Here is a 24,723-nt window from a genome sequence, read left to right as displayed (position 1 = left end):
GGGTAATTCCGGGCAATGCCCGGAATTACGAACGCCCACGCGGTGATACGCAAATTTTACTTCGTCGCGACTGTCCGGCGACCGCTGACCGCGTGGGCGGAAGATCCGCCCACCCTACAAAAAACCCGCTGTGAAGCGGGTTTTGTTTTTTACTTCATCAGCTCTTCGATCATCTTCTTCAGCTTGATCGAATCGGCCACAAAGGCGCGGATGCCTTCGGACAGCTTCTCGGTTCCCATCGCGTCTTCATTCAGCATGAAGCGGAAGGTCTTCTCGTCGATGTCGATCTTCGCGATGTCAGCGTTGGCGTCGGCCACCAGCTTGCGCTCGACCGGCGCATCGGTGTCGGCCAGCTTCTGCAGCAGGTCCGGCGAAATGGTCAGCAGGTCGCAGCCCGCCAGTTCCAGGATCTGCGAGGTGTTGCGGAAGCTCGCGCCCATCACTTCAGTGTTGTAGCCGAATTTGCGGTAGTACTGGTAAATGCGCTTGACCGACTGCACGCCCGGATCGTCGGCGCCCTGGTAGTCGGTACCGGTCGACTTCTTGTACCAGTCGTAGATGCGGCCGACGAAGGGCGAGATCAGCTTGACGCCCGCTTCGGCGCAGGCCACCGCCTGGCACAGCGAGAACAGCAGGGTCAGGTTGCAGTGGATGCCTTCCTTTTCCAGGATCTCGGCGGCGCGGATGCCTTCCCAGGTCGAGGCGATCTTGATCAGCACGCGCTCGCGCGACACGCCGGCCTTTTCGTACAGGGCGATCAGCTCGCGGCCTTTGGCAACGGTGGCTTCCGTGTCAAAAGACAGGGCGGCATCGATCTCGGTCGAGACGCGGCCCGGCACGTACTTCAGGATCTCGGTGCCGAAGGCGATCAAGAGGCTGTCGACGATGGCGTCGACCGACGCGCCATTGGCTTCGGCAACTGCCTTTTCCAGCAGCGGACGGTATTCCGGCTTCTGCACGGCCTTCAGGATCAGCGACGGGTTGGTGGTCGCATCCTGCGGCGCGTAGGCCTTGATCGACTGGAAGTCGCCGGTGTCGGCGACGACGGTGGTGTACTGCTTGAGTTGTTCGAGTTGATTCATGGTAGAGGCCAGAATAAAAAGTCAGGAAAAATCGGTGCCGTCCATGAAGGCGGCGAGCATGCGCTCCAGGCCTTCGCGGTCTTCGTCGGAGAATCGGTTGAGCAGGGGGCTGTCGATATCGAACACGCCGACCACTTCGCCGTCCTTGATCAGGGGCAGCACGATTTCCGAGTTCGAGGCCGAATCGCAGGCGATGTGGCCCGGGAAGGCGTGCACGTCAGGGACGACGATGGTCTTGCGCTCGACGGCCGTGGTGCCGCAGACGCCGCGTCCGAAGGGGATGCGGGCGCAGGCCGGCTTGCCCTGGAAGGGGCCGACCAGCAGGTCCTGGCCCTCGCCCTTGCGGGCCGGGACGGTGAAGTAGAAGCCGGCCCAGTTCAGGTCGGCCAGGGTGTCGTAGACGAGGGCGGAAAACTGCGCCGCGTTCGTCATCAGGCTGCGTTCGCCTTCAAGGACGCTCTCGACCTGGCGCTCCAGCAGGGCGTAGTCAGGGCGGGAACTGCGTTCGGGATTGATGTGCATGGCAGGGCCGTATGGGGTACGAAAACCGCTATTTTACAGCCAGCTTGGCCGATGGCGCGCGGCCGGCCCCGGCGACCCGATCGTGACGCGCGGGAGCGGGACGGGCCGGCTCCTTAGCTGAACGAGCATAGGAGCTGTGGACCACGTCCACCAATATGCGGCTGTCCCGACGCGCAGGCGGGTCGAGGAGGAAGAAGCGTGATCCTTGGAAAGTATGTTTATCAGGTAGAAATAATATTCGGCTTCCTATCATATATGCCAAACAATTGATGACGTAAACGCGTAACAGACATGCTCTGTGTGGCAAAAGGGCCCTATCAGAATAGATGGTGTCATTGTTGCCTCCACGCACATACACTGGCTCAGCCGTTGCAACGGCTGCAAGCGTCTTACCGACATCGTGCACGCGACCGCAGAGTTCGCGGCATTCCTATAAGAAGTGCCATTACGGAGAACACAATGAGCAAGCAAGTTGCAAGCAAGCTGAAGATGTGTGCAGTCGCCGCTGCGGTCGCTGTCCTGTGCAGCCCGGTCAAGGCCGCGCCCGCGGACACCACCCGTGTCATCGTGAAGTTCAAGCCCGGCGCCAAGGCCGCGATGAAGTCGGCGGCGGTCGGCGCCAATGCCACCCTGCAGAAGGAAATCTTTGGCATGGACGCGGTGGCCATGGAAGTGCCGATGACCGCCCTGAAAGGCCTGGAGAACAACCCGAACGTCGAGTACATCGAAGAAGACGCGAAGCGCTATCCGCTGGCGCTGACCACGCCCTCGACCGGCACGCCATACGCCAGCGGCCAGGCCGTCCCGTATGGCATCAAGCTGGTCCAGGCCGATTTGCTCAGCGACGTCAACGTCGGCAACCGCAAGGTCTGCATCATCGATTCCGGTTACGACCGCGCCCACGAAGACTTGTCCGGCAACGTCCACACCGGCGAATACGATGCGGGCACGGGTAACTGGTACACCGATGAAAACAGCCACGGCACCCATGTGGCAGGCACCATTGCCGCGATCAACAACAGCGGCGTGGGCGTGGTCGGCGTGAACGCCAATCGCCGCCTCAAGCTGCACATCGTGAAGGTGTTCGGCGCCAACGGCTGGGCCTATTCCTCGGACCTCGCAGCCGCCGCCAACAAGTGCCGCGCCGCCGGCGCCAACATCATCAGCATGTCGCTGGGCGGCCCGAGCGGGACCACGACCGAATCGAATGCCTTCGCGACCATCGCCAGCGCCAACATCCTCAGCATCGCCGCGGCCGGCAACGCCGGCAACAGCTCGATGTCCTATCCGGCCGGCTACAGCAGCGTGGTGTCGGTGGGTGCGGTCGACGAGTACAAGGCATGGGCCAGCTTCTCGCAGTACAACAGCAAGGTCGAACTGGCCGGCCCCGGCGTGTCGGTCTACTCGACCATTCCGACCTCCCGGGGCAAGTACGGCTACAAGAGCGGCACCTCGATGGCGACCCCGCACGTGGCCGCCGTCGCCGCCTTGGTGTGGAGCTACTACCCGACCTGCACCGCGGCGCAGATCCGCTCCACGCTCGGCAAGAGCGCGCAAGACCTGGGCACGGCCGGCCGCGATACCAAATACGGCTTTGGCCTGGTACAGGCCAAGGCCGCGCGCGACCGCATCGCTTCGCTGGGTTGCGGTAACTGAGCCTGGCTTCGCCATCAAAAAGGGACGCTTCGGCGTAATGCCGGTCAGTTAATGAAAATTGTAGGGTGGGCGGCTTGTCCGCCCGCGCGGTGATAGTTGCGATATGAACAGCCGCACGGGCTGCAGTACTGTGATTTGACCGCGTGGGCGGAAGACCCGCCCACCCTACGGATGAGCGATGGCCCTTAAATGACTGGCATTACGCTTCGGCGTCCTTTTTTATGCCTTGTCGCCTAGCGCATTAGCGCGCTTAACAGAATGGGAAAAGACTGTTGTTGTAGCGCTCCGACTAGTCCCTAATACGTCCGCTTTCGACCCACTTGCGGTCGTTCGATTTTTGTTAAGGCGTTTTACCGGCATCCAGCGCCACTGGCGCATCAGCTATCCCGCGCATCCGGAAGAACACGTGTTCAACTATTTACTGCGCTCATCCATGCATGATTCTGTGGCAGGTATGCTCACGCAGCAACGTAGCCGCCTGTCACTGGCGCGCAGCCTGCGGAGAGCGTGTTGAGCGCGGCCGGTGGGCCTGTGCGTGTTTTTGTGAGTTTTGCGCCGCACCGAATGTGTAAGATGCTGATGACGGCCATTTAACGAAAGATTGTCATGATCACTGCGCGCCAGCTTGCGCTATGCTCCGTTGTAATCCTGGCTGCATGCGGTGGCGGCAAGGACGACGCCCCGCCCGTGCCATCTCCGCCTCCTGCCCCGACGATCGCGCTGGCCCCTTCGGCGACGTCAGTCATGCTGAACGGTGCGGCGGTCGAGATCACGCCAACACTGACGGGCATCGCGGGGCCGGTTGTCTGGTCGGTGACGCCGAAGGCGAATATTGGCGACACCCTGTATACCCTTCCAGACAAGCCGATCGCCGCCTATGCAACCCCTCCGGATCTGAATGCGGACAAGGTCACGATCACGGCCAGCGCAGGCGGCATCTCGAGCTCGATCGAGTTGAAGGTGAAGCCATCGCCAGTGCCAGTGCCTTGGGTTACCCTGCCGGTCACATGGAATGTTCTTTTCGGCGACCCGCCCTCTCTTGCGGGACCGCGACCCGTTGCCTCAGCAGCCGATGAATCCGGCAATCTTTACCTTGCTTATTCTTCGCCCGTGTCGGAAATCAAGAAGGTGGCGACGGACGGCAGTATCACGACCTATGCGCATGTAGGCGAACCGATTTCGCTAGCCTTTGGCCCGAACCGGGTACTGTACGTTGTGGACAAACTCAATGCCTCCGCATATGCGATCCGCCGTATCGCGGACAACAGGACGGTGTCCACGTTGACGCAAACCGCGCCATATGCGGCTGCAACAGGAACGGTCGATGGCTCCTCTGGCGTCGCCACCGCTTATACATTGCACCTTGCGGTGGCGCCAGACGGTGCTGTGTATGCGACCGATGGCTCGAGGGTGCGCAGGATCGCGCCCGACGGTTCTTTCTCGACCTTGGCAGGAGGCGGTTGCGAAGCCGGCACCCCGCCGGGAGCGACCTGCGCCGACCGGAAAAATCCAATCGACGGTCTTGGCACGCAGGCACGATTCATGGGACCGGCTGCAATCGTTACCGACAAAGCGGGGAACCTGTACGTCAGCGACCAAGCGCTAATCCGGAAGATCACCCCTGCAGGCCAGGTCACGACGCTTGCCGGTCGAACCAGCCGGAACTTTGACTTCCTCGACGATATCGATGGCACGGGCAACGCCGCCGTTTTCGCCGGCAATAGCCCAATGACCATTGATGCTGACGGCAATCTGTACAAGCTCGGAGGTAGGGGGCAGCTGAGAAAAATTACGCCATCCGGCGTTGCAACTACAGTGGCAAGCTCTCTGGGTTTTACTGGAATGCAACCTCAAAACGCCATCGTGTCACTCTATGCTGGCATTCCTGGCGTCGTGATATTGCAATCGTATGCGCAGTTGAGCAAGGTCAGAATCGACTGATGCACACAATGGAAACATGCCCGCGCCAGGGGGGCGGCATTATCTGGCTTCTAGCCGATTGCGAACCTGTTGTAGCGTCTGCTTACGACCCATTGCAGACGATCGAGCTGCATGGGTACTTTAGAATGTTTTGACACCTAAGCAGTCTGGTATTCAAGGAATGCCAAAGCCACTTCCTTCGTGGCCTCGGATGTATTTGGGTGGCGCAGTACATCAGTGAGGATCGATAGCCACGTCGCCCGAGCATTGGGCGCTAGTTCAGAGTTAAGGATTCGGTTCGCCATCCAAACGGTGAGAGCTGCAGGTTGTCGCTGAAGCGAACCCATGAGCAGTTTTTCGTACCCTGGCATTGCCTCAAGCTCATGAACCAATGGTCCAGGCGAGCCAAATTCAGCGTCTGGAAAGCGTTCAATCAAGTTCAAAATTGCCGGCATCGCAGGTAAACGCTCAGCCAGGGGTAAGGCAGCTAATGGCACCAAATACTGGTAGAGCTGTTCGACGTTTTCACTCTCTTCGCTTGGCACAAAAGCATCGAGGCTGATAATCACGGCTTCAATCGGCATTCTCTTCCACCCCCATTTGGTGAAGGTTCGTGTAGTGCGAAGTCCGCTTCTGGCCGATAGCGGACGGTCGGAATGGCTCAGCGCACGCAGTCGTTACTTGAAGAACGACGACGAGGTTCCATCGGCGTGCTTGGCGAATCAGCCGATGAAGGAATCGAACTGCATGTCGAATTCCTGCAGCGCTTTCTGGGCGTTCTGCATCTTCTTGCGGAATTCCGGCCCGCGCTGCAGCGCCAGCCCGACAGCCAGCACGTCGATCACGACGAGATACGCCAGGCGCGCCGAGATCGGCGTGTAGGGGTCGATCGCGAACACCAGGTCGATCGGGATGAACAGGGTCGCGATCTCGGCCAGTGGGGTGCCCGAAGGCGCCAGCACGATCACGTCGGCGCCGCCGCGGCGCGCCAGTTTTGCAGAGCGGGTCAGTGCCGGATTGTTGCCGCGCTGTGAAATCGCCACCACCGCGTCGCCCTGGCGCAGCAGTGCCGCCGCGATCGAGTGGATCGCCGGGTCGGTGTAGGCCACGGTGGGCACGCCCGAGCGGAAGAATTTATGCTGGGCGTCGGCCGCCACGAAACCGGAGGAACCCTGGCCGTAGAACTCGATCTTGTTGGCGCGCGACAGGATGTCGAGCGCCTTCTGGACCAGTTCCGGCTTGAGGTTGTTGCGCAGGTCGAGCAGGGTGTTGATCGAGCGGCTGCAGATCTTGTTCACCAGGTCGGACGCCAGGTCGTCCGGCGCCGGCTGCTCGTTCGCGCCCGGCAGCGCCAGCGCCAGGCCCTGCGCCAGCTTGAGCTTGAACTCGTGCCAGCCGTCGTAGCCGAGGGTGCGGCAGAAACGCACCACGGTCGGCTCCGACACCTGGGCGCTCTTGGCCAGGGCCGTGATGTTCTGGCTGACGGTATTGGCGGGCGCGGCCAGCACCGCGAGCGCTACCTTGCGCTCGGATTTCGAGAGCGAGTCGAGCTGGGTGCGGATGGAATCGAGCAGCATGGCGTGTCCCGCTCAGTCTTCGGGCAGCACTTCTTCGCGCCACTGCAGCCCGTCGCGCCCGATCAGCGCGCTCGAAGCGGCCGGGCCCCAGGTGCCGGAGGTGTAGGGCACCGGCGCGCTGTCGTCCTGCTCCCAGTATTCCAGGATCGGTTCGACCCATTCCCAGGCCGCTTCCAGCTCGTCGCCGCGCATGAACAGGGTCAGCTGGCCGCGCAGCACGTCGACCAGCAGGCGCTCGTAGGCTTCCATGCGCGGGCTGGTGAACTGCTCGCGGAAGTCGAGTTCGAGTTCGGCCTGCTTCAGGCGCATCGAGTCGCCCGGGGTCTTGGCCATCAGGTTCATCGACAGGCCTTCGTCCGGCTGCAGGCGGATCACCAGGCTGTTCGGCTGGAAGCTGGAGGTCGGCTGGTTGAAGATCGAGTGCGGGATCTGCTTGAAGCGCACCACGATCTCGGCCAGGCGGTCGGCCATGCGCTTGCCGGTGCGCAGGTAGAAGGGCACGCCGGCCCAGCGCCAGGTGTCGATCTCGGCCTTCATGGCAACGAAGGTCTCGGTGCGCGAGCCCTTCGGGGCGCCCGGTTCGTCGCGGTAGCCGGGCACCGCCTGGCCGTCGATGTGGCCGGCACGATACTGGCCGCGCACGATGTTCTGGGACAGGGTGGTCGGGGTGAAGCGCTTCAGGGAGCGCAGCACCTGCAGCTTGGCGTCGCGCACGGCGTCCGGCGCGATCGAGCTGGGGGTCTCCATCGCCACGATGCACAGCAGCTGCAGCAGGTGGTTCTGCAGCATGTCGCGCAGCGCGCCCGAGGTGTCGTAATAGCCCAGGCGGTTGCCCACGCCGATCTTCTCGGCGATGGTGATCTGCACGTCCGAGATGTACTCGCGGCGCCACAGCGGTTCGAACAGGATGTTCCCGAAGCGCAGGGCCAGCAGGTTCTGCACCGTTTCCTTGCCCAGGTAGTGGTCGATGCGGTAGATCTGCGATTCGGCGAAGACCTTGCCGACGTCGGCGTTGATCTGCTTGGCCGAGGCCAGGTCGCGTCCCAGCGGCTTTTCCAGCACCACGCGCGAATTCGGCGTGACCAGGCTGGTCTTGGCCAGGTTGTCGCAGATGGTCGCGAACAGGTGCGGCGGGGTGGCCAGGTAGTAGACGCGGGTCAGCCCTTCGTCCTTGCGCAGGGCCTCGACCAGCGGTGCGAAGCTGGCGACGTCGGTGGCGTTGAGCGAGACGTAGACGATACGCTTCAGGAAGCGGGCCCAGGCTTCATCCGTGGGCGGCTCCTTGATGTGCGGTTTCGAGTTCTTTTCGATGAACTGCAGGAAGTCTTCCTGGGTGGAGTCGTCGCGGCCGACGCAGATGATGCGCGCCGTGTCCGGCAGGTCGTTGCAGAGGTCGCGCGCGTACATGGCGGGAAGCAGCTTGCGCATCGCAAGGTCGCCGCTGCCGCCAAAGAAAACGAGGTCGAAGTCAAGAAGGGCCATGGTGGATATCGGTGCTGAAGAGGGTGAAAGCGCGGTTGTAAATTTACTACACAGATATTGACTTTGCAAGTAAATTTACTACGCAACCTGCTGGCGGCCTGCGCCATGGTGCCATATTTGCAGAGCGGCAGGCGCTGGCCCGTCCTAGCGAAACAGGGTGTCGGCAAGTGATCGTTACAATGTCACAAATGCACACTGCTGGCGCGCGTGCTGCCGGCGGCTCACTCAAAAGGCCCTGATGTTTTCTGCCCCCTTGTCCACGTGGTCCGAGGAACTGCGCATCCGTCTGCACCAGCACGACTGGGCATCGTCGGTGCTGGGCGCGCCGGACACGTGGCCGCCGGCGATCCGGATCGTGGTGCGGCTGATGCTCGATGCGCGCCATCCGATGTTCGTGTTCTGGGGGGCGGAGCTGGGCATGCTCTACAACCAGCCCTACGTCGAGTTCTTGCAGGACAAGCATCCATCTGCGCTTGGCCGGCCCTTCCGCGAGGTCTGGCCCGAACTGTGGCCGCAGCTTGCACCCCTGATCGAACGGTCACTGGCGGGCGAATCGATCTATATCGAGGACATGCCGCTGGTGATGTTCCGCAACGGCCGCCACGAGCAGACCTGGTTTACCTTTTCGTATTCGCCCATCCACGCCGATGACGGCAGCATCGTCGGGCTGTACGGGACCGGCGTCGACACCACGCGCCGCGTCACCACCGAGCGCCGGCAGGCACTGCAGGTCAGGATGGCCGACCAGCTGCGGGGCCTGTCTGATCCGCTGGAGGTGATGCGGCGCGCCAGCCGCCTGCTGGGCGAGGAGCTCGGCGCCGGACGCGTGCTGTTCTGCGAGATGGCCGAGGACGGCAGCGACGGCATCTTCCATACCAATTACACGGCGCCGCCGATGCGCGAACTGCTGGGATCATTCCAGACAGAGGAATTCGGCAGCGTGATCGCGCGCCTGCGCGCCGGGCAGACCAGCGTGCTGGCCGACATCGAAGCCGAACTGGGCCAGTGCGAGCCCGCTACGGCGGCCAGCTTCCTGGCGATCGACACGCGCGCCGAGCTCAGCGTGCCGGTGCTGCGCGGCGGGCGCCTGACCAGCATGCTGATCGTCAACCACCACCAGCCGCGTGCCTGGACGCCGTATGAAATCGCGCTGGCCGAGGACGTCGCCGAGCGGGTCTGGAACGCGGTCGAGCGGGCGCGCGCCGAAGCCGCGCTGCGCGAGGCCAATGCGCAGCTGGAGGCGCTGCTGGGCGAACGCACCGCCGAGCGCGACCGCCTGTGGGACATGGCGCAGGAACTGCTGGCGGTCGCCTCGACCGACGGCTACTTCGTCAGCGCGAACCCGGCAATCACGCAGGCCGTGGGCTGGACCGAGGAAGAGCTGCGTGCGACCCCCTTTATCGAGTTCGCCCACCCGGAGCAGCGCGAGGAGCTGCTCGGCGTGGTGGCCCAGCTGGCGGCCGGCAAGACCATCAACCGCTATGAAATCCGCACCCGCCACCGCAACGGCAGCTACCGCTGGCTGTCCTGGACCGTGGTGCCGCAGGGGCGCCTGCTGTACATGGCGGGGCGCGACCTCACCGAGGAGAAGCAAGGCCAGGAAGCGCTGCGCCAGGCGGAAGAAGCCTTGCGCCAGGCGCAGAAGATGGAAGCGATCGGCCAGCTTACCGGCGGGCTGGCGCACGACTTCAACAACATGCTGGCGGGCGTGGTGGGCAACCTGGAGCTGGGGCGCTTCCACTACAACGCCGGCCGCATGGAGGTGCTGCCGCGCTACCTCGACGGCGCCCAGCAGGCGGCCCAGCGCGCCGCCACGCTGACCCACCGCCTGCTGGCCTTCGCGCGCCGCCAGACCCTCGAGCCGCGGCCGACCGATGTCAACGAGCTGGTGCGCTCGATGGCCGACCTGGTCACCCACACCATGGGGCCCGGCATCGCGGTCGAGTTCAGGCTCGAGAGCCGCTGGCGGATGACGCTGTGCGATCCGCACCAGCTGGAGAACGCGATCCTGAACCTGGCCATCAATGCGCGCGACGCCATGCCGCGCGGCGGCCGGCTCGAGATCGCCACCTCCGACGTCGCGCCCGACCGCCGCGGCGCCGTGTCAGGGCTGATGTCGAACGGCTACCTGCGCATCAGCGTGATCGACAACGGCTTCGGCATGGATGCGGAGACGGCGGCGCGCGCCTTCGAACCCTTCTTCACGACCAAGCCGATCGGGCAGGGCACGGGACTGGGCCTGTCAATGGTGTTCGGCTTCGTCAAGCAGAGCAACGGCCAGGTGAGCATCGCCTCGACGCCGGGTGAGGGCACCGCGCTGCACATCGACCTGGAGCGCTACACGGGAGAGGCGCAGTCGGCGCGCGTCGCGACCGTCCTGCCGCAGGAGGCAAGCCCCTCGCGCGAACTGACCATCATGCTGGTCGACGACGAAGCCTCGCTGCGCGAAGTCCTGTCCGAAGTCCTGCGCGACGAGGGGCACACGGTATTCGAGGCAGGCGACGCCAGTACGGCGCTGGCCAAGCTGCGCCACATCGACCACGTCGACCTGCTGGTGACCGACATCGGCCTGCCGGGCGGGATGAACGGCCGACAGCTGGCCGAAGCCGCGCGCGCCGACGGCGCCGGCACCAGGGTGCTCCTGATCACCGGCTATGCCGAGTCCGCGCCGCCGGAAGAAGGGCTGATGGAAGGGGTGCACCTGATGATCAAGCCTTTCGCCCTGGTCGACTTCAGGGCCAAAGTGCGGGAAATTACTGCGAAACTGTAGGGTGGGCGGGAATATAGTCCAGTGGACTATATTCCCGCCCACGCGGTCAACCAAAGCATGTGAAGCCATGGAGCGGGCCGAGATACGTAATTTGACCGCGTGGGGTAATCAGGGCCAGTGGCCCTGATTGCGAGCCGCCCACCCTACGAGCAATAATTCAGTGCCGGTATTCCGGCTCTTCTCGTCCGGCGACGTCGACGCGGATCGACAGCAGCTTGCCGCTGAGCGGATAGCGCGCCAGCTCCTCGGGCGAGCGGCCATGGCTGGCGCTGGTGATGTAGAGCGTGCGCAGGTCGGGGCCGCCGAAGGCCACCGAGGTCGGGCAGCGCAGCGGCAGGGCGATCTCGCGCAGGATCTCGCCCTGCGGCGACAGGCGCAGCACCCGGCCGCCCTCGAACATCGCCACCCAGTAGGCGCCTTCGCTGTCGACCGTCGCGCCGTCCGGACGGCCGCCATAGTCGGCCGCGCTCTTGTCCATCGAGAAGGTCTTGATGGTGCGCCCGTTCGAATGCGCGCCGGTGGCCGGATCGTAGTCGTAGCAGTCGATCCGGTGCGTGGTGGTATCGGCGTGGAACATGGTCCGTCCGTCCAGGCTCCAGGCCAGGCCGTTCGAGTTGGTCATGTTGCCGGCCCAGGCCTGGCGCAAGCTGCCGCGCTCGAGCACGTACATCTCGGCAGCCGGCTTGTCGCGCGGCTCGTACATGGTGCCGATCCAGAAGCGGCCCGCCGGGTCCACGCGGCCGTCGTTGAAGCGCACGATCTTCGTGTCGTAGGGCGCGTCGGCGATCGGGGTTTCCTTGCCGCTGGTCGTGTTCAGGCAGAGCAGGCCCGAGCGCGTCGATACGATCAGGTTGTTGTCCCCGTCGATGGCCAGCGCCGACGGCTCCGTGGCCATCTTCCAGTACGAATACTTGCCGCTTGCCGGGTGCACCCGGTTGACCGTGTAGCCGTTGATGTCGACCCAGTACAGCGCCGACTCGACCTCGTGCCAGGTCGCCGCTTCACCGACGAGCATGGGCGCGTCGTGCACTACCTCGAATTTATCCGTTGCCATGTATGTAAGTGGATAGGTTCAGAACGCGGCCTTGGCGCGGGCGATCAGGCCGTTGGTGGAGCTGTCGTGCAGGTCCGGCTGGGCTTGGCCCGCCAGCTCGGCCTCGATTTTCTTCGCCAGCACCTTGCCCAGCTCGACGCCCCACTGGTCGAAGCTGTTGACATTCCAGATCACGCCCTGCACGAAGGTCTTGTGCTCGTACAGCGCGATCAGGGCGCCCAGCGTGGCCGGGGTCAGGCGTTCCATCAGGATGGTGTTGCTCGGACGGTTGCCGGGGAAGGTCTTGTGCGGCGCCAGGCGTTCGACTTCATCCGTCGCCAGGCCCTGCGCCTGCAGGTCGGCGCGTACCTCATCGATGGTCTTGCCCTTCATGAAGGCTTCCGACTGGGCGAAGCAGTTTGCCAGCAGGGCGCTGTGGTGGTGCTCCATCTCGTGCGCCGGGCGCAGCGCGGCGATGAAGTCGATCGGGGTCAGGTCGGTGCCCTGGTGCAGCAGCTGGAAGTAGGCGTGCTGGCCATTGGTGCCCGGCTCGCCCCAGATCGCCGGGCAGGTCGGGGTGTCGACCGGTTCGCCTTCGCGCGTGACGGACTTGCCGTTGCTTTCCATGTCGAGCTGCTGCAGGTAGGCCGGGAAGCGGTTCAGGTCCTGGTGGTAGGGCGCGATGGTGACCGAATGCGCATCGAGGAACTCGCGGTTCCAGAAGCCCACCAGGGCCAGGATCGTCGGCATGTTCTGCTCGATGGGCGCGGTGCGGAAGTGCTCGTCCATGGCGTGGGCGCCGGCCAGGAAATCGGAAAAATAGCCGAAGCCGACGGCCAGCGCCACCGACAGGCCGATCGCCGACCACACCGAATAGCGGCCACCCACCCAGTCCCAGAACGGGAACATGTTGGCCGGGTCGATGCCGAAGGCCTTGATGGCCTCGGTATTCGTCGAGACGGCGACGAAGTGCTTTGCCAATGCCTCTTCCGGGGCGCGTTCCAGGAACCAGCTGCGCGCGGTCTGCGCGTTCATCATGGTCTCGGCCGTGGTGAAGGTTTTCGAGGCGACGATGAACAGCGTGGTTTCGGGATCGACCTGGGACAGCGCCGCGTCCATGTCGTGGCCGTCGACGTTCGAGACGAAATGCATGCGCAGACGGGGGTGGGCATAGTGGCGCAGGGCCAGTACCACCATCTTCGGCCCCAGGTCGGAGCCGCCAATGCCGATGTTGATGATGTCGGTAATCGGCTTGCCGGTATGGCCCAGCCATTCGCCGCTGCGCACGGCATCGGTGAAGCTGCGGATACGGTCGAGCACCGCGTGCACGTCGGCATTCACGTCCTGGCCGTCGACCACCAGTTTGCTGCCGCGCGGCGCACGGAGGGCGGTGTGAAGGACGGCGCGGTTCTCGGTATTGTTGATGCGTTCGCCCGCGAACATCGCGTCGCGGCGCGCCTCCACGCCGCGCTCGCGCGCCACCGCCGCGAGCAGTTCAAGCGTGCGCCCGTCGAGGCGATTTTTTGAATAGTCTAGGAACAGCCCCGCGGCCTCGACCGAGAGTCTGTCGAAACGCTGGGGATCGGCAGCGAACAGGCTGCGCATCTCCCAGTCTTCGGCCTCGAGGGCGTGGTTTTCGAGAGCCTGGAAGCTGGCGGTGCTGGTGAGGGAAGGCTGGCGCATGAGGTCGGTGTCGAAGGAACAATATTGTCAAGTGCAGATTATCGAATAATACAGGAAGCAGGCGTAAATTCACTACACAAATAATGGTCGCCTTGATAGCGGCCGCTTCTGCGCGGGATCCCCACTTTTGACGAGTTCAGTCAGCGGTAAGAGGGAAATCGCGCTGTCTGCGCTGGTTTTAAATCTGTAGTAAAATTTCAGATACTAAATTTAAGAAGGAACGATCATGGCGCTGCACCCCGTAGTCGAACAGGTAACGAACCGGATCATCAAGCGCAGCCGTCCCTCGCGTGCGGCCTACCTGGCGCATCTGGAAGCCGCCCGCGTGCAGGGCGTGCAGCGCGGGGCACTGTCGTGCACCAACCTCGCGCACGGCTTCGCCGCCTTCCCGGCCAACGACAAGCTCAAGCTCAAGGAATACAAGAAGCCGTCGGTGGCCATCGTCTCGTCCTATAACGACATGCTGTCGGCGCACCAGCCCTTCGAGTACTTCCCGCAGGTGATCAAGGAAGCCGTGCGCGAAGTCGACGCCGTGGCCCAGTTCGCAGGCGGCGTGCCGGCCATGTGCGACGGCGTCACGCAAGGCCAGCCGGGCATGGAACTGTCGCTGTTCTCGCGCGACACCATCGCCATGGCCACCGCGGTGGCGATGTCGCACAATATGTTCGACGCTGCCCTGTACCTGGGCATCTGCGACAAGATCGTGCCGGGCTTGCTCATCGGCGCGCTGCACTTCGGCCACATCCCGGGCATCTTCGTGCCGGGCGGCCCGATGACCTCGGGGATCTCGAACAAGGAAAAGGCGGCGATCCGCCAGCGCTACGCCAAGGGCGAAGCCACCCGCGAAGAGCTGCTGGCGGGCGAATCCGCGTCCTACCACGGCGCCGGCACCTGTACCTTCTACGGCACCGCCAACAGCAACCAGATGCTGATGGAGATGATGGGCCTGCACATGCCGGGTTCCGCCTTCATCACCCCGGGCACCCCGCTGCGCGACGCGCTGACCAAAGCTGCCTCGCACCAGGCCGTGAAGATTTCGCAGCAGGGCGGCGAATACATGCCGATCGGCCGCATCGTCGACGAAAAGAGCATCGTCAACGCCATCGTCGCGCTGCACGCGACCGGCGGCTCGACCAACCACACCCTGCACCTGGTGGCGATCGCACGCGCGGCGGGCATCGTGATCGACTGGAACGACTTCGACGAACTGTCGAAGGTGGTGCCGTCGCTCACCAGGATCTACCCGAACGGCGAAGCCGACGTGAACCACTTCCAGGCCGCCGGCGGCCCGGGCTTCGTGATCCGCGAACTGCTCGATGCCGGCCTGGCGCACGAGGATGTCAACACCATCCTCGGCCACGGCCTGCGCGCCCACTGCAAGGAGCCTTTCCTGGGCGAAGACGGCCGCGTGGTGTGGCGCGACGTGCCCGCGCAGAGCGGCGACGAAGCGGTGCTGCGCCCGGCCAGCAACCCGTTCGCGAACAATGGCGGCATGGTGCTGGTGCAGGGTAACCTGGGCCGCGCGGTGATGAAGATCTCGGCGGTGAAATCCGAGTATCACGTGATCGAGGCTCCGGCCATCACCTTCGATTCGCAGGAAGACTTCATGCTGCGCTACAAGGCCGGTGAACTGAACCGCGACTTCGTGGCCGTGATCCGCTTCCAGGGCCCGCGCGCCAACGGCATGCCGGAACTGCACGCCTTGACGCCGGCGCTGTCGAACCTGCAGGATGCCGGCTACAAGGTGGCGATGGTGACCGACGGCCGCATGTCGGGCGCGTCCGGCAAGGTGCCGGCAGCGATCCACGTGTCGCCCGAGATCTTGGCCGGCGGTCCGCTCGGCCTGGTGCGCGACGGCGACATCATCCGTGTCGACGCCACCAGCGGCACCCTGGAAGCGCTGGTGACGGACACGGTCTGGGCGTCGCGCCGCATGGCGACCGCCGACCTGTCGAAGAGCCACATCGGCATGGGCCGCGAACTGTTCGCCATGTTCCGCACCCATTCCAGCCCGGCGGAAGAGGGCGCGGCGACGTTCCCGCTGCCGTCGCCGATTGAAACCACCGTACCGCTGCACGAAGGCATGCACGTCGAAGAAGGGCAGCCCGGTTCGGACGAAGACTTTCTCTTTAGGACGCAGAAATAATGGGACAAATGAGCTTACTTGAAATCATGCGCTCGGCGAGCGTCATCCCCGTCATCGCCATCGACGACCCAAGCCACGCCGTACCGCTGGCAAAGGCCCTGGTGGCAGGCGGCATCCGCGTGCTGGAAGTCACGCTGCGCACCGAGCATGGCCTGCAGGCGATCCGTGACATGAGCCAGGTGGAAGGCGCGATCGTCGGCGTCGGCACGCTCACCCAGCCGCACGAATTCGAAGCCTCGCGCGACGCGGGCGCGGTGTTCGGCGTCTCGCCGGGCCTGACCGCGACCATGATCGAGGCGGCCAAGAAGAGTGGCCTGCCGCTGCTGCCCGGCGTGATGACCCCGTCCGAAGTGATGGCCGCGCGCGAGCACGGCTTCAAGCAGCTGAAGCTGTTCCCGGCGGTGCCGGCGGGCGGCGTCGGCATGCTGAACGCGATCGCCGGCCCGCTGCCGGACGTGACCTTCTGCCCGACCGGCGGCATCTCGATCGAGACCGCGCCGAAGTTCCTGGCCTGTAAGAACGTGGCCTGCGTCGGCGGTTCCTGGCTGACGCCGAAAGACCTGATCGCCGCAGGCGATTGGGCCGGCATCACCGAACTGGCGAAGGCGGCTTCCGCGCTGCGTGCTGCCTAAAGAGCTCAAGCAAAGACCCCGTTCCCGTCCCCTGACGGAGAACGAGATCGCGATGGCGTCGCTACTGTTCGGCGACGCCATCGACTACAGCCGCGTCCGTATCCACGGCCGCCGCTACATGCCCTTCCAGCCGAAGAACTGCTGCATGACGCCGAACGGCAGCATGTATTTTCATCGGTCCTGCTTCCTTCCCGACTACACCCGCGGCGATCCTGGCGCCATCCACTGGTTCATGCACGAGATGGTGCACGTGTGGCAGCACCAGCTGGGCTACCCGGTGCGCCTGCGCGGCGCCGTGCGCATCGGGCTTCCCTATGCCTACACGCTGCGCGAGGGCGCCACGCTGGCCGACTACAACATGGAAGCGCAGGGTGATCTGCTGGCGGATTACTTCGTGCTGAAATTCTTGCGCAAGCCGCAGGCCATGCGCCAGGGGCGCTATCGCGATTGCCTGGCGCTGTACGAACAAGTCCTGGCCGGTTTCCTCGCCGCTCCCGCGGAGCGCCGCCATCTCCATCACGGTCCCGCGCGCTGGCTGACGCGGCGTCGAACTGCTGTCTGATTCCTCCCAAGCGGTTGTGCGCGCTTGATGTCGGTGCGAGAATGGATTCCCACTTTCTGTTCTGAAAGGGCCCCATGAACACCTCCTTCCTCTCGCGTATTTTCCGCGCCGCACTTTTCACGATCGTACTCGGCGCCTCGCAGGCCGCTCTCGCAGCCAAGCCTTACCAGCACTTCGTCGTCGGCGACGGCAGCAACGTGGTCCTGCCCAAGCCGGCCTACCCCTCGCTGGTGCTGATGGGCGGCGGTCCTGACGTCGATGCCGCCTTCCAGTGGATGATCCAGAAGTCCGGCGGCGGCAACTTCGTCGTCATCCGCGCCACCGGCACCGATGCCTACAATCCCTACATCTACGCGATGGGCGGGGTGCGTTCGGTGGAGACCCTGATCATCCCGAGCCGCGCCGCGGCGAGCGACCCCTTCGTGCTGGAACGCGTGCGCAATGCCGAAGCCGTGTTCATCGCCGGCGGCGACCAGAGCGATTACATGCGCTACTGGAAGGACACCCCGCTCGACGACGCCCTGCAGGAGCTGGCCAACCGCAACGTCCCGCTCGGCGGCACCAGCGCCGGGCTGGCGGTGCTGGGGCAGTTCATCTACACCGGCGAGAACCAGTCGGTGACATCGCCAGAAGCGCTGGCAAACCCCTACAACAAGAACGTCACCCTGGGGCGCGACTTCCTCACGCTCCCCGGCATGGGCCGGGTGATCACGGATTCGCACCTGGACACGCGCGACCGGATCGGCCGCCTGGTGGCCTTCATGGGCCGCATTGTGAAAGACGGCTGGACCGGCACCGCGCGCGGGCTCGGCGTCGACGTCGAGACGGCGCTGCTGGTCGAGAACGGACAGGCCCGGCGCATCGGCCTGGGCTCGGTCTACTTCCTGCAGACCGTCGGCCTGCCGCAGGTGTGCGCGCCGAAGACGCCGCTGACCTACCGCAACCTGGGCGTGCAGCGCCTGTCCGGCGCCGGCAGCTTCGACCTGAACAACTGGGCCGGCTACGGCTCCACCACCAACTATTCGATCTCGGCGGTGCAGGGCGTGCTGAGTTCGACCCAGCCGGGCGGCTCGGTCTACTAGCGACTCACTGTCCCACCGTGCGCAGGCCTGCCCGGCGGGCTGGCGCCGCGGCGAACGCCGGCATGCCGAGTTCCTTGATCGTGTAGCCGTCGCGGCCGCTGCGCTTGGTCTGGTACAGCGCCGCGTCGGCGTGCTGCAGCAGGTCGCCCACCGGCGCCACCGGGAAGCGGGCCACCGCAACGCCGATGCTGGTGGTGACCGGCAGCGATATGCCGCCGCCGATGTCGAACGGGCGGCGGATCGCGCGCAGGATTTTGGCGGCGAAGCGGCGCGCGTTTTCACCCGACTCCAGGCGTTCCGACACGATCACGAATTCGTCCCCCGCCAGCCGGTAGCTGCGGTCGGTCGGGCGGGTCACCGTGCGCAGGCGCCGCGCGAACTCCTTCAGTACCGCGTCGCCTGCCGCATGGCCGTAGGTGTCGTTGATCGACTTGAAGCAGTCGACGTCGAGGAAGGCCACGGCCAGGCCGTAGCGGTAGCGCGCGGCCTGTTCGATCAGAAGCGCCACTTCGTGGTCGAACTGGCGCCGGTTGCCGAGCCCCGTCAGGGTGTCGGTGAGACTCAGTTCCTTCAGCTGCTGCTCCGCGATCTGGCGCTTGACCGACAGCGAGTGGAAGGCGCGTCCCAGCGCGCCGATCTCGTCGTCGCGTTCGAGCTCGAGCACGCCGATGTCGGCTTCCTCGCGCTCGACGGCGTGGACGTGGCGGCGCAAGGCCCGCAGCGGCCGCAGAAGGACGACCATGGTGGCCCAGCCGACCACCCCGGCGCATACCGCAAGGATCGCGGCCCAGGTCCAGGCGTGATGGCGCGCGCGCGAGATGCCGGCCAGGGCTTCGTCCGCCGGGAAGGCGGAGGCGAGCACCCAGCCCGAACTGCCGACCTGCTTGTAGGTGAGCAGCGAAGGCGTGCCCTGGGCGTCCTTGCCGAAGGTCCAGCCATCCCAGCCCTGCATGGCGGCGCGCGCCATGGCCGGCAGGGGCGCCTCGTCGCCGGCCTTGAGCGCATGGCGGCCGCGGTCCGGGTGGTACAGCAGGGTGCCGCTGCGGGTCAGGGCGAACAGGTAGCCGGTGGCGCCCGGACGCAGGCGCGCCGCCTGGCTGAAGAAGGAAGAGTCTTCCAGACTGGTCCCGCCGCACAGCACCAACACGGTGCGGCCGTGGCCGTCGACCACCGGCTGGGTCAGCACCACGACGGCGCGGCCGTTGGCCGTGCCGGCGGGCGGCTGCAGCGTCAGGGCGGCGCCGGTCTGCACGGTCTCGCGCAGGCAGCTGCTGTCGGCCAGCTGAGAGCGCAGGAAGTAGCCGGGCTGCTGCAGGCCGGCGATGCGTCCGGCGGTATCCAGCACGACCAGGTCGGCAAACGCCTGGCGCAGGCCCGGATGGTGCGCCAGCATGTCCTGGATGCGGGCGCCGCCGTTCGCCGGCTGCTGCGCCATCTCTTCGGCCAGCGTGCGCAGGAGGGTGCGCTTGGCGTCCAGTTCGAACGCCAGGTGGGCGGCGGCGCTGGTCAGCAGGGCGTATTGCTGGCGGCCGGTCGACTCCTTCATCTCGCGGTAGGCGACTTCGAGGGCGACGGCCGTCACCAGCATGCAGGCGGCGGCGACCAGCGCGGTCACGGCGGCGGTGAGCCTGCCTTTGAGGGTCTTGGGGATCATGGCGGTCCTCCTTGCGCCAGCACCGCCAAAATCTCGGCCAGGTTCGGTGGCTTGGCCAGGTGATGGTCGAAACCGGCCGCCGTCGTGGCGGCGCGGGTATCCGGGTCGGCGCGCCCGCTCAGCGCGGCGATCCGGGTATGCCTCAGGCTGGGCAGGCTGCGCAGGCGGCGCGCCACTTCGAAGCCGTTCATGCGCGGCATGGCGAGGTCGAGGAACACCAGCTCGGGCCGGAAGCGGATCGCCGCCGCCAATGCATCGGTGCCGCTGAATGCGGTCTCGACGTGGTGTCCCTGGCGCTTCAGGGCCATGGACAGCAGCGTGGCCGCGTCTGCGTTGTCGTCGACGATCAGCAGGCGGCGCCGTTGCGGCATGTCGGCGTCTGGCTGGGTGGTCTTGCCTGGATTGCTGTGCACGATAAGGTCCTGGGATGCTGGTGAGCCATCCTGGACGGAATCGGCTGCCAATGTGAACGGGGGTGTTGGCGTGATTCTAAAAGCGTTTGCCGCGCTATTGACGGCCGCGGAAACGCTTCCCCCCTGGGTGGTGGAAGTTTCCCTAAGGATACAAATTTAGGACATTTGACAATCTTTTGGCGCGGCAGTATGCATGCATATCGCGCTCAGACCCCAGATTCGCGCGCAAGAAGCGGAGTGCCGCTCGCAGCCCGGCAGAGCATCCTCGCAGGCATCGCACAACTGGAGAACCTTGATGCTTGCAGCCGCCATGTCCACCGCCACCCAGCCGGCGCCACCGTTTCGCATCGTGCCGCTGGCGCCTGCTTTCCTGGCACGGGTGAGAGAAGCCAGGGACGACCTTGGCCAGCCGGTCGAGCGCCATGTCGCCAGGGGCGGCGAACCGTTGCGTGATTGCCTGCGCCGCGCCAGCCCGGGCGAAGCGATCCTGCTGGCCAGTTATTGTCCGTTTACGCTGGCCGGCCCTTATCGCGAATACGGGCCGGTGTTCGTGTCCGCAGCGGCCCAGCCGCAGCCGCGCCTGGACCGGCTGCCTTTGGAAGGCGAAGCTCCTTACCTGGGCGAAGCCTTTGTGCTGCGCGCCTACTCGCGCGAGGAGCGCATCCTGGATGCGCGCATGAGCAGTCCGGGCGCAGCTTGCGGCGACCTCGCAGCCTTCCTGGCGCGACCCGAGGTCGCATTCGTGCTGGCGCGCTTTCCCACCTACGGCTGCTACGCGCTGCGCATCGAGCCTGCCAGCTGAGACAAAGGCGATGCGGCCCGCTCGAGCACGTACCCGACTTCTGTGCCGCCTTCTGGCAGCCGGGTCCAGCCTTGCGCGGCGTAGAAGCGGTCGGCCCGCGTGCCGGGTGTGGTAGTCAAACTGATGCGCTGGTGGCCCAGTTCGAACAGCCAGGACACGGCAAGGCCGAGCAGGCCCTGGCCGAGACCGAGGCCTTCGTGCCCGGGGCTGACGAACAGGGCCCAGATCGAGGCCCGGCTGCGGTCCGCATAGCAGAAGCCGGCCACCATGCCATCGACCTCGGCCACCCAGCCATGCCCGTCGCGCTCGAGATAGTCCTCGTACATCTGCAGGGTCACGCGTGTGGGATCGGACAGCACGTTCTCGCGCACCGACAGGCGGATCGCCGACATGGCGGGAATGTCGGCGCGGCGCGCGCGCCGGAACCGTCCCTGTCCGTGGATGAGGGCAGCATCACTCATGGCGCAGGCAATCCACCGGCAGCAGGCGCGAGGCACGGCGCGCCGGGTAGAAACCGAAGAACACGCCGACCGCGCTGGCGAAGCCGCAGGCCACCAGCACGCCCTGGAAGGTCAGGAACACGTCGAACTTGCCGGTGGCGGTGATCGCCGCCGCGCCGCCCATTGCGATCGCCACGCCCACCAGGCCGCCGGCCACGCAGATCACTACCGATTCGGCCAGGAACTGCAGCAGCACCGCGCGCGGGCGGGCGCCGATCGCCATCCGGATGCCGATCTCGCGGGTGCGTTCGGTCACCGACACGAGCATGATGTTCATGATGCCGATGCCGCCCACCAGCAAAGAGATCGCGCCGATCAGGCCGAGCAGCAGGGCGACGCCGGCGCTGATCTTGTTGGCGGTTTCCGCGAACGACGCGATGTTCTCCACTCGGAAAGTGTCCGGATCTTCCGGCCGGATGCGGTGGCGGACGCGCAGGGTCTCCTTGATGTCCTCGACGGCTTCGTTCAGCGCCATGTCGGGCCGCCCCTGCGCCGCGATGTAATGGACGTTCTGCGGGAAGGGCGAGCGGATCAGGTTGGCGCTGGCGGCGGTGATCGGCACCAGCACCAGTTCCGCGATATTCGAGCCGTCGATCTGCTTGCCTTCGCCGGCCAGCACGCCGATCACCTGGAACGCGACGTTCTCGATGCGGATGTAGCGGCCCAGCGGATCGGTCTTGTAGAAGAACTGGTCGGCCACCTTCTGCCCGATCACCACCATGCGCGCGGAGGCGCGGACGTCGGCCTCGCTGAACAGGTTGCCCTGGTCGAGCCGCCAGTTGCGGATCTTGAACATGGCCGGGGTGACCCCGTGCACGGCGCTGTTCGCCGTTTCGTTGCCGGCGCTGAGTTTGAAGCTGCCCTGCAGGGCCGGCGCAGCCCCGACCAGGCTCGGCATCCGGTTCAGCGTCGCCGCGTCCTCGAGGGTGATCGACTGCACGGCGCCGGTCCGCGCGCGGCGCTCGCTGGTGCGGTCGCCGCCCGGGAACACGTAGAGCATGTTGGTGCCGAGCGCCTGGAGTTCCTTGCCGATGAAGCGCTGCATGCTGTCGCCGATGGCCAGCAGCAGCACCACCGAGGCGATGCCGATGACGATGCCGAGCATGGTCAGTGCGGTGCGCAGGCGGTTTGCCGCCATCGAGCGGAAGGCCTCGATCAGGATCTGGATGAAATTCATGCCGGCACCTCCGCCGGGTGTGTGTGCACATTGGCGTTCAGCTGGCGCAGGCCTTCCGCGGCAGGACCGTCATACAGTACGCGGCCATCCTTCAGGCGCACCAGGCGGCGGCTGTAGGCCGCCACGTCGGCTTCGTGGGTCACCAGCACGATGGTGATGCCGCGCTCCTGGTTCAGCTGGCGGAAGCTGTTCATGATGTCGTCGCTGGTCTGGGTGTCGAGGTTGCCCGTCGGTTCGTCGGCCAGCAGCATCGGTGGATCGGTGGCCAGGGCGCGCGCGATCGCCACGCGCTGCTGCTGGCCGCCGGAGAGCTGGCTCGGGGTGCGTTTCGCCAGACCATCCAGGCCGACGCGTTCGAGCTCCTGCAGCGCGCGCGCATGCGCCTTGCTGCGGCCCACGCCCGCATAGATCAGCGGCAGCGCCACGTTCTCGGCCACGCTCATGCGCTTGATCAGGTTGAAGCTCTGGAACACGAAGCCGATGCTGCGGTTGCGGATGTCGGCCAGCTGGGCGCGCGACAGCGAGAGCGTATCGACGCCATCCAGCAGGTAGGTGCCGGACGTGGCCTGGTCCAGGCAGCCGAGGATGTTCATGAAGGTCGATTTGCCCGAGCCCGACTGGCCCATGATGGAGACGAAGTCGCCGCGCGCCACCTGCAGGTCGATTCCGTGCAGTACGCGGGTCTCGACGCTGCCGCTGACGTAGGTCTTGGTGACGCCGCGGATATCGATCAACGACGTCATTACAGGCCTTCTTTTGTCTGCGCCAGCGCACGCGTGACCACCTGGTCGCCCACCTTCAGGCCGCCCGACAGCACCTCGGTATAGCGGAAGTTCGACAGGCCGACGCGGATGTCGACGGGCTGCGGCTGGTTCTGCGCGTCCAGCCGGTAGACCTTGAACATGCGCGCGGTCTCGCTCGCGCTGCGGAAGGCCAGGTCGTCGTCCGGCGTCGACGCCGGGCTCAGGGCGACCTGCTGCACCTTGCCCTTTTCCTTGTCCTTCTTGCGCTGCTTTTCCAGCTCTTCCTCGGGCAGGGTGAAGCGCAGCGCCGTGGTCGGGATGCGCATCACGTTCGGGCGGTTGGCCACCACCAGGCGCACCTGGGCGGTCATGCCGGGTTTCAGCATCTCGTCCTTGTTGTCGACGTCGAGCACCACGTTGTAGGTGACCACGTTCTGCACCACGTTGGCGGCCAGGCGGAACTGGCGCATGGTGGCATGGAATTCGCGGTCCGGGTAGGCGTCGACCACGAAGCGTGCCGGCAGGCCGTCCTTCAGGGCGCCGACGTCGGCTTCCGACACGCTGGTGTCGATCTGCATCTTGGTGAGGTCGCGCGCGATCTGGAACAGGTTCGGCGTGTTGAACGAGGCCGCCACGGTCTGGCCCAGGTCGATGGTGCGCTTGATGATCACGCCGTCGATCGGCGAGCGGATCACGCTGTTGTTCAGGTCCGCGCGTGCGCGGTCGAGCTGGGCCTGCGCCAGCTGCACGTTGGCGCGCGCCACGTCCATCTCGCGCTTGCTCTGGTCGAGGACCGTGCTGGACACGAAGTTCTGCGTCACCAGCTGCTGGTTGCGGTGGTAGTTGGCCTCGGCCAGCTTCAGGTTTGCCATGCTGGAGGCGCGGCTGGCCTCGGCCTGGCGGATCTGGGCATTGAAGATGGTCGGGTCGAGCTTGAGCAGCACCTGGCCCTTGGTGACGCGGTCGTTGAAGTCGGCGTTCAGCTCGACCACGGTGCCGGACACCTGGGAACCGACGTTCACCAGCGCGACCGGGTTGATGGTGCCGGTGGCGGTGACGGTCTGGTTGATGGCGCCCATGTCGACCGCGGTGCTGCGGTACTTCGAGGGCGGCAGCCTGGGCTCGCCTTTGGGCGCCAGCCAGGCGGCTGCAGCGCCGCCCACCACGATCACCGCAGCGGCGATCGCCACCCGCTTCCTGGTAAACAGTTTCATTGTTTTCTACTCTTGCCAAGGGAAAGATCCAGTGTGCTGTAGAGCCAGGGGCTTGGCAATGCAATATGCATCG

21 protein-coding genes are annotated in these 24,723 nt (G+C 65.3%); 8 read left to right on the top strand and 13 right to left on the bottom strand.

What is annotated here, in order from left to right:
- Nucleotides 1-149: 149 nt before the first annotated feature.
- Both tal and LK539_RS02340 read right to left on the bottom strand, forming a co-directional pair.
- Complete coding sequence (gene tal / locus LK539_RS02345) at nt 150-1,082, bottom strand: transaldolase (RefSeq protein ID WP_227799299.1); 933 nt, start codon at nt 1,080-1,082, stop codon at nt 150-152.
- Nucleotides 1,083-1,103: 21 nt separating this feature from the next.
- Nucleotides 1,104-1,604, bottom strand: a complete 501-nt coding sequence (locus tag LK539_RS02340) for a GAF domain-containing protein (protein ID WP_227799298.1) — start codon at nt 1,602-1,604, stop codon at nt 1,104-1,106.
- Nucleotides 1,605-2,063: 459 nt separating this feature from the next.
- Here LK539_RS02340 and LK539_RS02335 point away from each other — a divergent pair, with 459 nt between their 5' ends.
- Nucleotides 2,064-3,260 (top strand): S8 family peptidase, encoded by a 1,197-nt coding sequence (locus LK539_RS02335; RefSeq protein WP_227799297.1) that lies wholly within the window; start codon nt 2,064-2,066, stop codon nt 3,258-3,260.
- A gap of 606 nt (nt 3,261-3,866) precedes the next feature.
- Nucleotides 3,867-5,201, top strand: coding sequence for a hypothetical protein (locus tag LK539_RS02330; RefSeq protein WP_227799296.1), 1,335 nt, complete (start codon nt 3,867-3,869; stop codon nt 5,199-5,201).
- A 137-nt stretch (nt 5,202-5,338) separates the two neighbouring features.
- Here the strand turns inward: LK539_RS02330 and LK539_RS02325 are convergent, their stop codons facing one another.
- The 3 genes from LK539_RS02325 to zwf all read right to left on the bottom strand — a co-directional run bounded on the left by LK539_RS02325 (nt 5,339) and on the right by zwf (nt 8,239).
- Nucleotides 5,339-5,764: a hypothetical protein gene (locus LK539_RS02325; protein WP_227799295.1), complete on the bottom strand. Its 426-nt coding sequence runs from the start codon at nt 5,762-5,764 to the stop codon at nt 5,339-5,341.
- Between the two features lie 138 nt (nt 5,765-5,902).
- Nucleotides 5,903-6,757, bottom strand: coding sequence for an SIS domain-containing protein (locus LK539_RS02320; RefSeq protein ID WP_227799294.1), 855 nt, complete (start codon nt 6,755-6,757; stop codon nt 5,903-5,905).
- Between the two features lie 12 nt (nt 6,758-6,769).
- Nucleotides 6,770-8,239, bottom strand: a complete 1,470-nt coding sequence (gene zwf, locus LK539_RS02315) for a glucose-6-phosphate dehydrogenase (protein ID WP_227799293.1) — start codon at nt 8,237-8,239, stop codon at nt 6,770-6,772.
- A gap of 238 nt (nt 8,240-8,477) precedes the next feature.
- Here zwf and LK539_RS02310 point away from each other — a divergent pair, with 238 nt between their 5' ends.
- Entirely contained in the window at nt 8,478-11,009 is a 2,532-nt protein-coding gene (locus LK539_RS02310) for a PAS domain-containing protein (protein WP_227799292.1), read from the top strand.
- 157 nt (nt 11,010-11,166) lie between these two features.
- Here LK539_RS02310 and LK539_RS02305 read toward each other — a convergent pair whose 3' ends face one another.
- Nucleotides 11,167-12,063, bottom strand: coding sequence for an SMP-30/gluconolactonase/LRE family protein (locus tag LK539_RS02305; RefSeq protein ID WP_227799291.1), 897 nt, complete (start codon nt 12,061-12,063; stop codon nt 11,167-11,169).
- Between the two features lie 18 nt (nt 12,064-12,081).
- Entirely contained in the window at nt 12,082-13,725 is a 1,644-nt protein-coding gene (gene pgi, locus LK539_RS02300; RefSeq protein WP_227799290.1) for a glucose-6-phosphate isomerase, read from the bottom strand.
- Between the two features lie 226 nt (nt 13,726-13,951).
- Here pgi and edd point away from each other — a divergent pair, with 226 nt between their 5' ends.
- From edd to LK539_RS02280, 4 genes are all read left to right on the top strand, one after another.
- Nucleotides 13,952-15,871, top strand: a complete 1,920-nt coding sequence (gene edd, locus LK539_RS02295; RefSeq protein WP_227799289.1) for a phosphogluconate dehydratase — start codon at nt 13,952-13,954, stop codon at nt 15,869-15,871.
- A gap of 8 nt (nt 15,872-15,879) precedes the next feature.
- Nucleotides 15,880-16,503 carry a bifunctional 4-hydroxy-2-oxoglutarate aldolase/2-dehydro-3-deoxy-phosphogluconate aldolase gene (eda, locus tag LK539_RS02290; protein WP_227799288.1) on the top strand — a complete coding sequence of 208 codons (624 nt, stop codon included), beginning with the start codon at nt 15,880-15,882 and terminating at the stop codon, nt 16,501-16,503.
- Between the two features lie 52 nt (nt 16,504-16,555).
- On the top strand, nt 16,556-17,065 hold the full coding sequence (locus LK539_RS02285) for a Rhs element Vgr protein (protein WP_227799287.1): 510 nt from the start codon (nt 16,556-16,558) through the stop codon (nt 17,063-17,065).
- Nucleotides 17,066-17,139: 74 nt separating this feature from the next.
- The gene (locus LK539_RS02280) at nt 17,140-18,147 is read left to right on the top strand and encodes a cyanophycinase (RefSeq protein WP_227799286.1); all 1,008 of its coding nucleotides are present in this window, start codon (nt 17,140-17,142) and stop codon (nt 18,145-18,147) included.
- Nucleotides 18,148-18,151: 4 nt separating this feature from the next.
- Here the strand turns inward: LK539_RS02280 and LK539_RS02275 are convergent, their stop codons facing one another.
- Both LK539_RS02275 and LK539_RS02270 read right to left on the bottom strand, forming a co-directional pair.
- Nucleotides 18,152-19,801: a sensor domain-containing diguanylate cyclase gene (locus LK539_RS02275; RefSeq protein WP_227799285.1), complete on the bottom strand. Its 1,650-nt coding sequence runs from the start codon at nt 19,799-19,801 to the stop codon at nt 18,152-18,154.
- Nucleotides 19,798-20,214, bottom strand: a complete 417-nt coding sequence (locus LK539_RS02270) for a response regulator (protein ID WP_227799284.1) — start codon at nt 20,212-20,214, stop codon at nt 19,798-19,800. The genes LK539_RS02275 and LK539_RS02270 overlap by 4 nt, the downstream gene beginning before the upstream one ends.
- Before the next feature lie 295 nt (nt 20,215-20,509).
- On the opposite strand from LK539_RS02270, the gene LK539_RS02265 reads away from it, so the two are divergent.
- The gene (locus LK539_RS02265; RefSeq protein WP_227799283.1) at nt 20,510-21,016 is read left to right on the top strand and encodes a DUF1203 domain-containing protein; all 507 of its coding nucleotides are present in this window, start codon (nt 20,510-20,512) and stop codon (nt 21,014-21,016) included.
- On the opposite strand, the gene LK539_RS02260 is transcribed toward LK539_RS02265, so the two are convergent.
- Genes LK539_RS02260 through LK539_RS02245 form a run of 4 tightly spaced genes read right to left on the bottom strand, consistent with a single transcriptional unit; the run spans nt 20,986 to nt 24,650 of the window.
- Entirely contained in the window at nt 20,986-21,477 is a 492-nt protein-coding gene (locus LK539_RS02260; RefSeq protein ID WP_227799282.1) for a GNAT family N-acetyltransferase, read from the bottom strand. The two genes, LK539_RS02265 and LK539_RS02260, sit on opposite strands and share 31 nt — an antisense overlap.
- Entirely contained in the window at nt 21,470-22,693 is a 1,224-nt protein-coding gene (locus LK539_RS02255) for an ABC transporter permease (RefSeq protein WP_227799281.1), read from the bottom strand. The genes LK539_RS02260 and LK539_RS02255 overlap by 8 nt, the downstream gene beginning before the upstream one ends.
- Nucleotides 22,690-23,436 (bottom strand): ABC transporter ATP-binding protein, encoded by a 747-nt coding sequence (locus LK539_RS02250; protein WP_227799280.1) that lies wholly within the window; start codon nt 23,434-23,436, stop codon nt 22,690-22,692. The genes LK539_RS02255 and LK539_RS02250 overlap by 4 nt, the downstream gene beginning before the upstream one ends.
- On the bottom strand, nt 23,436-24,650 hold the full coding sequence (locus LK539_RS02245; RefSeq protein ID WP_227799279.1) for an efflux RND transporter periplasmic adaptor subunit: 1,215 nt from the start codon (nt 24,648-24,650) through the stop codon (nt 23,436-23,438). Before LK539_RS02245 ends, LK539_RS02250 begins: the two co-directional genes overlap by 1 nt.
- Between the last annotated feature and the right edge of the window lie 73 nt (nt 24,651-24,723).

The organism is Massilia sp. IC2-476, from assembly GCF_020707295.1.
In the GTDB taxonomy this organism is placed as follows: Bacteria; Pseudomonadota; Gammaproteobacteria; order Burkholderiales; family Burkholderiaceae_D; genus Telluria.
This window is presented reverse-complemented; position numbering and strand designations above follow the sequence as displayed.

Excerpts from the sequence above, each read along its gene's own strand:
- tal (WP_227799299.1), bottom strand. The coding sequence starts at position 1,082 with ATGAATCAACTCGAACAACTCAAGCAGTACACCACCGTCGTCGCCGAC.
- LK539_RS02340 (WP_227799298.1), bottom strand. The coding sequence starts at position 1,604 with ATGCACATCAATCCCGAACGCAGTTCCCGCCCTGACTACGCCCTGCTG.
- LK539_RS02335 (WP_227799297.1), top strand. The coding sequence starts at position 2,064 with ATGAGCAAGCAAGTTGCAAGCAAGCTGAAGATGTGTGCAGTCGCCGCT.
- LK539_RS02330 (WP_227799296.1), top strand. The coding sequence starts at position 3,867 with ATGATCACTGCGCGCCAGCTTGCGCTATGCTCCGTTGTAATCCTGGCT.
- LK539_RS02325 (WP_227799295.1), bottom strand. The coding sequence starts at position 5,764 with ATGCCGATTGAAGCCGTGATTATCAGCCTCGATGCTTTTGTGCCAAGC.
- LK539_RS02320 (WP_227799294.1), bottom strand. The coding sequence starts at position 6,757 with ATGCTGCTCGATTCCATCCGCACCCAGCTCGACTCGCTCTCGAAATCC.
- zwf (WP_227799293.1), bottom strand. The coding sequence starts at position 8,239 with ATGGCCCTTCTTGACTTCGACCTCGTTTTCTTTGGCGGCAGCGGCGAC.
- LK539_RS02310 (WP_227799292.1), top strand. The coding sequence starts at position 8,478 with ATGTTTTCTGCCCCCTTGTCCACGTGGTCCGAGGAACTGCGCATCCGT.
- LK539_RS02305 (WP_227799291.1), bottom strand. The coding sequence starts at position 12,063 with ATGGCAACGGATAAATTCGAGGTAGTGCACGACGCGCCCATGCTCGTC.
- pgi (WP_227799290.1), bottom strand. The coding sequence starts at position 13,725 with ATGCGCCAGCCTTCCCTCACCAGCACCGCCAGCTTCCAGGCTCTCGAA.
- edd (WP_227799289.1), top strand. The coding sequence starts at position 13,952 with ATGGCGCTGCACCCCGTAGTCGAACAGGTAACGAACCGGATCATCAAG.
- eda (WP_227799288.1), top strand. The coding sequence starts at position 15,880 with ATGAGCTTACTTGAAATCATGCGCTCGGCGAGCGTCATCCCCGTCATC.
- LK539_RS02285 (WP_227799287.1), top strand. The coding sequence starts at position 16,556 with ATGGCGTCGCTACTGTTCGGCGACGCCATCGACTACAGCCGCGTCCGT.
- LK539_RS02280 (WP_227799286.1), top strand. The coding sequence starts at position 17,140 with ATGAACACCTCCTTCCTCTCGCGTATTTTCCGCGCCGCACTTTTCACG.
- LK539_RS02275 (WP_227799285.1), bottom strand. The coding sequence starts at position 19,801 with ATGATCCCCAAGACCCTCAAAGGCAGGCTCACCGCCGCCGTGACCGCG.
- LK539_RS02265 (WP_227799283.1), top strand. The coding sequence starts at position 20,510 with ATGCTTGCAGCCGCCATGTCCACCGCCACCCAGCCGGCGCCACCGTTT.
- LK539_RS02260 (WP_227799282.1), bottom strand. The coding sequence starts at position 21,477 with ATGAGTGATGCTGCCCTCATCCACGGACAGGGACGGTTCCGGCGCGCG.
- LK539_RS02255 (WP_227799281.1), bottom strand. The coding sequence starts at position 22,693 with ATGAATTTCATCCAGATCCTGATCGAGGCCTTCCGCTCGATGGCGGCA.
- LK539_RS02250 (WP_227799280.1), bottom strand. The coding sequence starts at position 23,436 with ATGACGTCGTTGATCGATATCCGCGGCGTCACCAAGACCTACGTCAGC.
- LK539_RS02245 (WP_227799279.1), bottom strand. The coding sequence starts at position 24,650 with ATGAAACTGTTTACCAGGAAGCGGGTGGCGATCGCCGCTGCGGTGATC.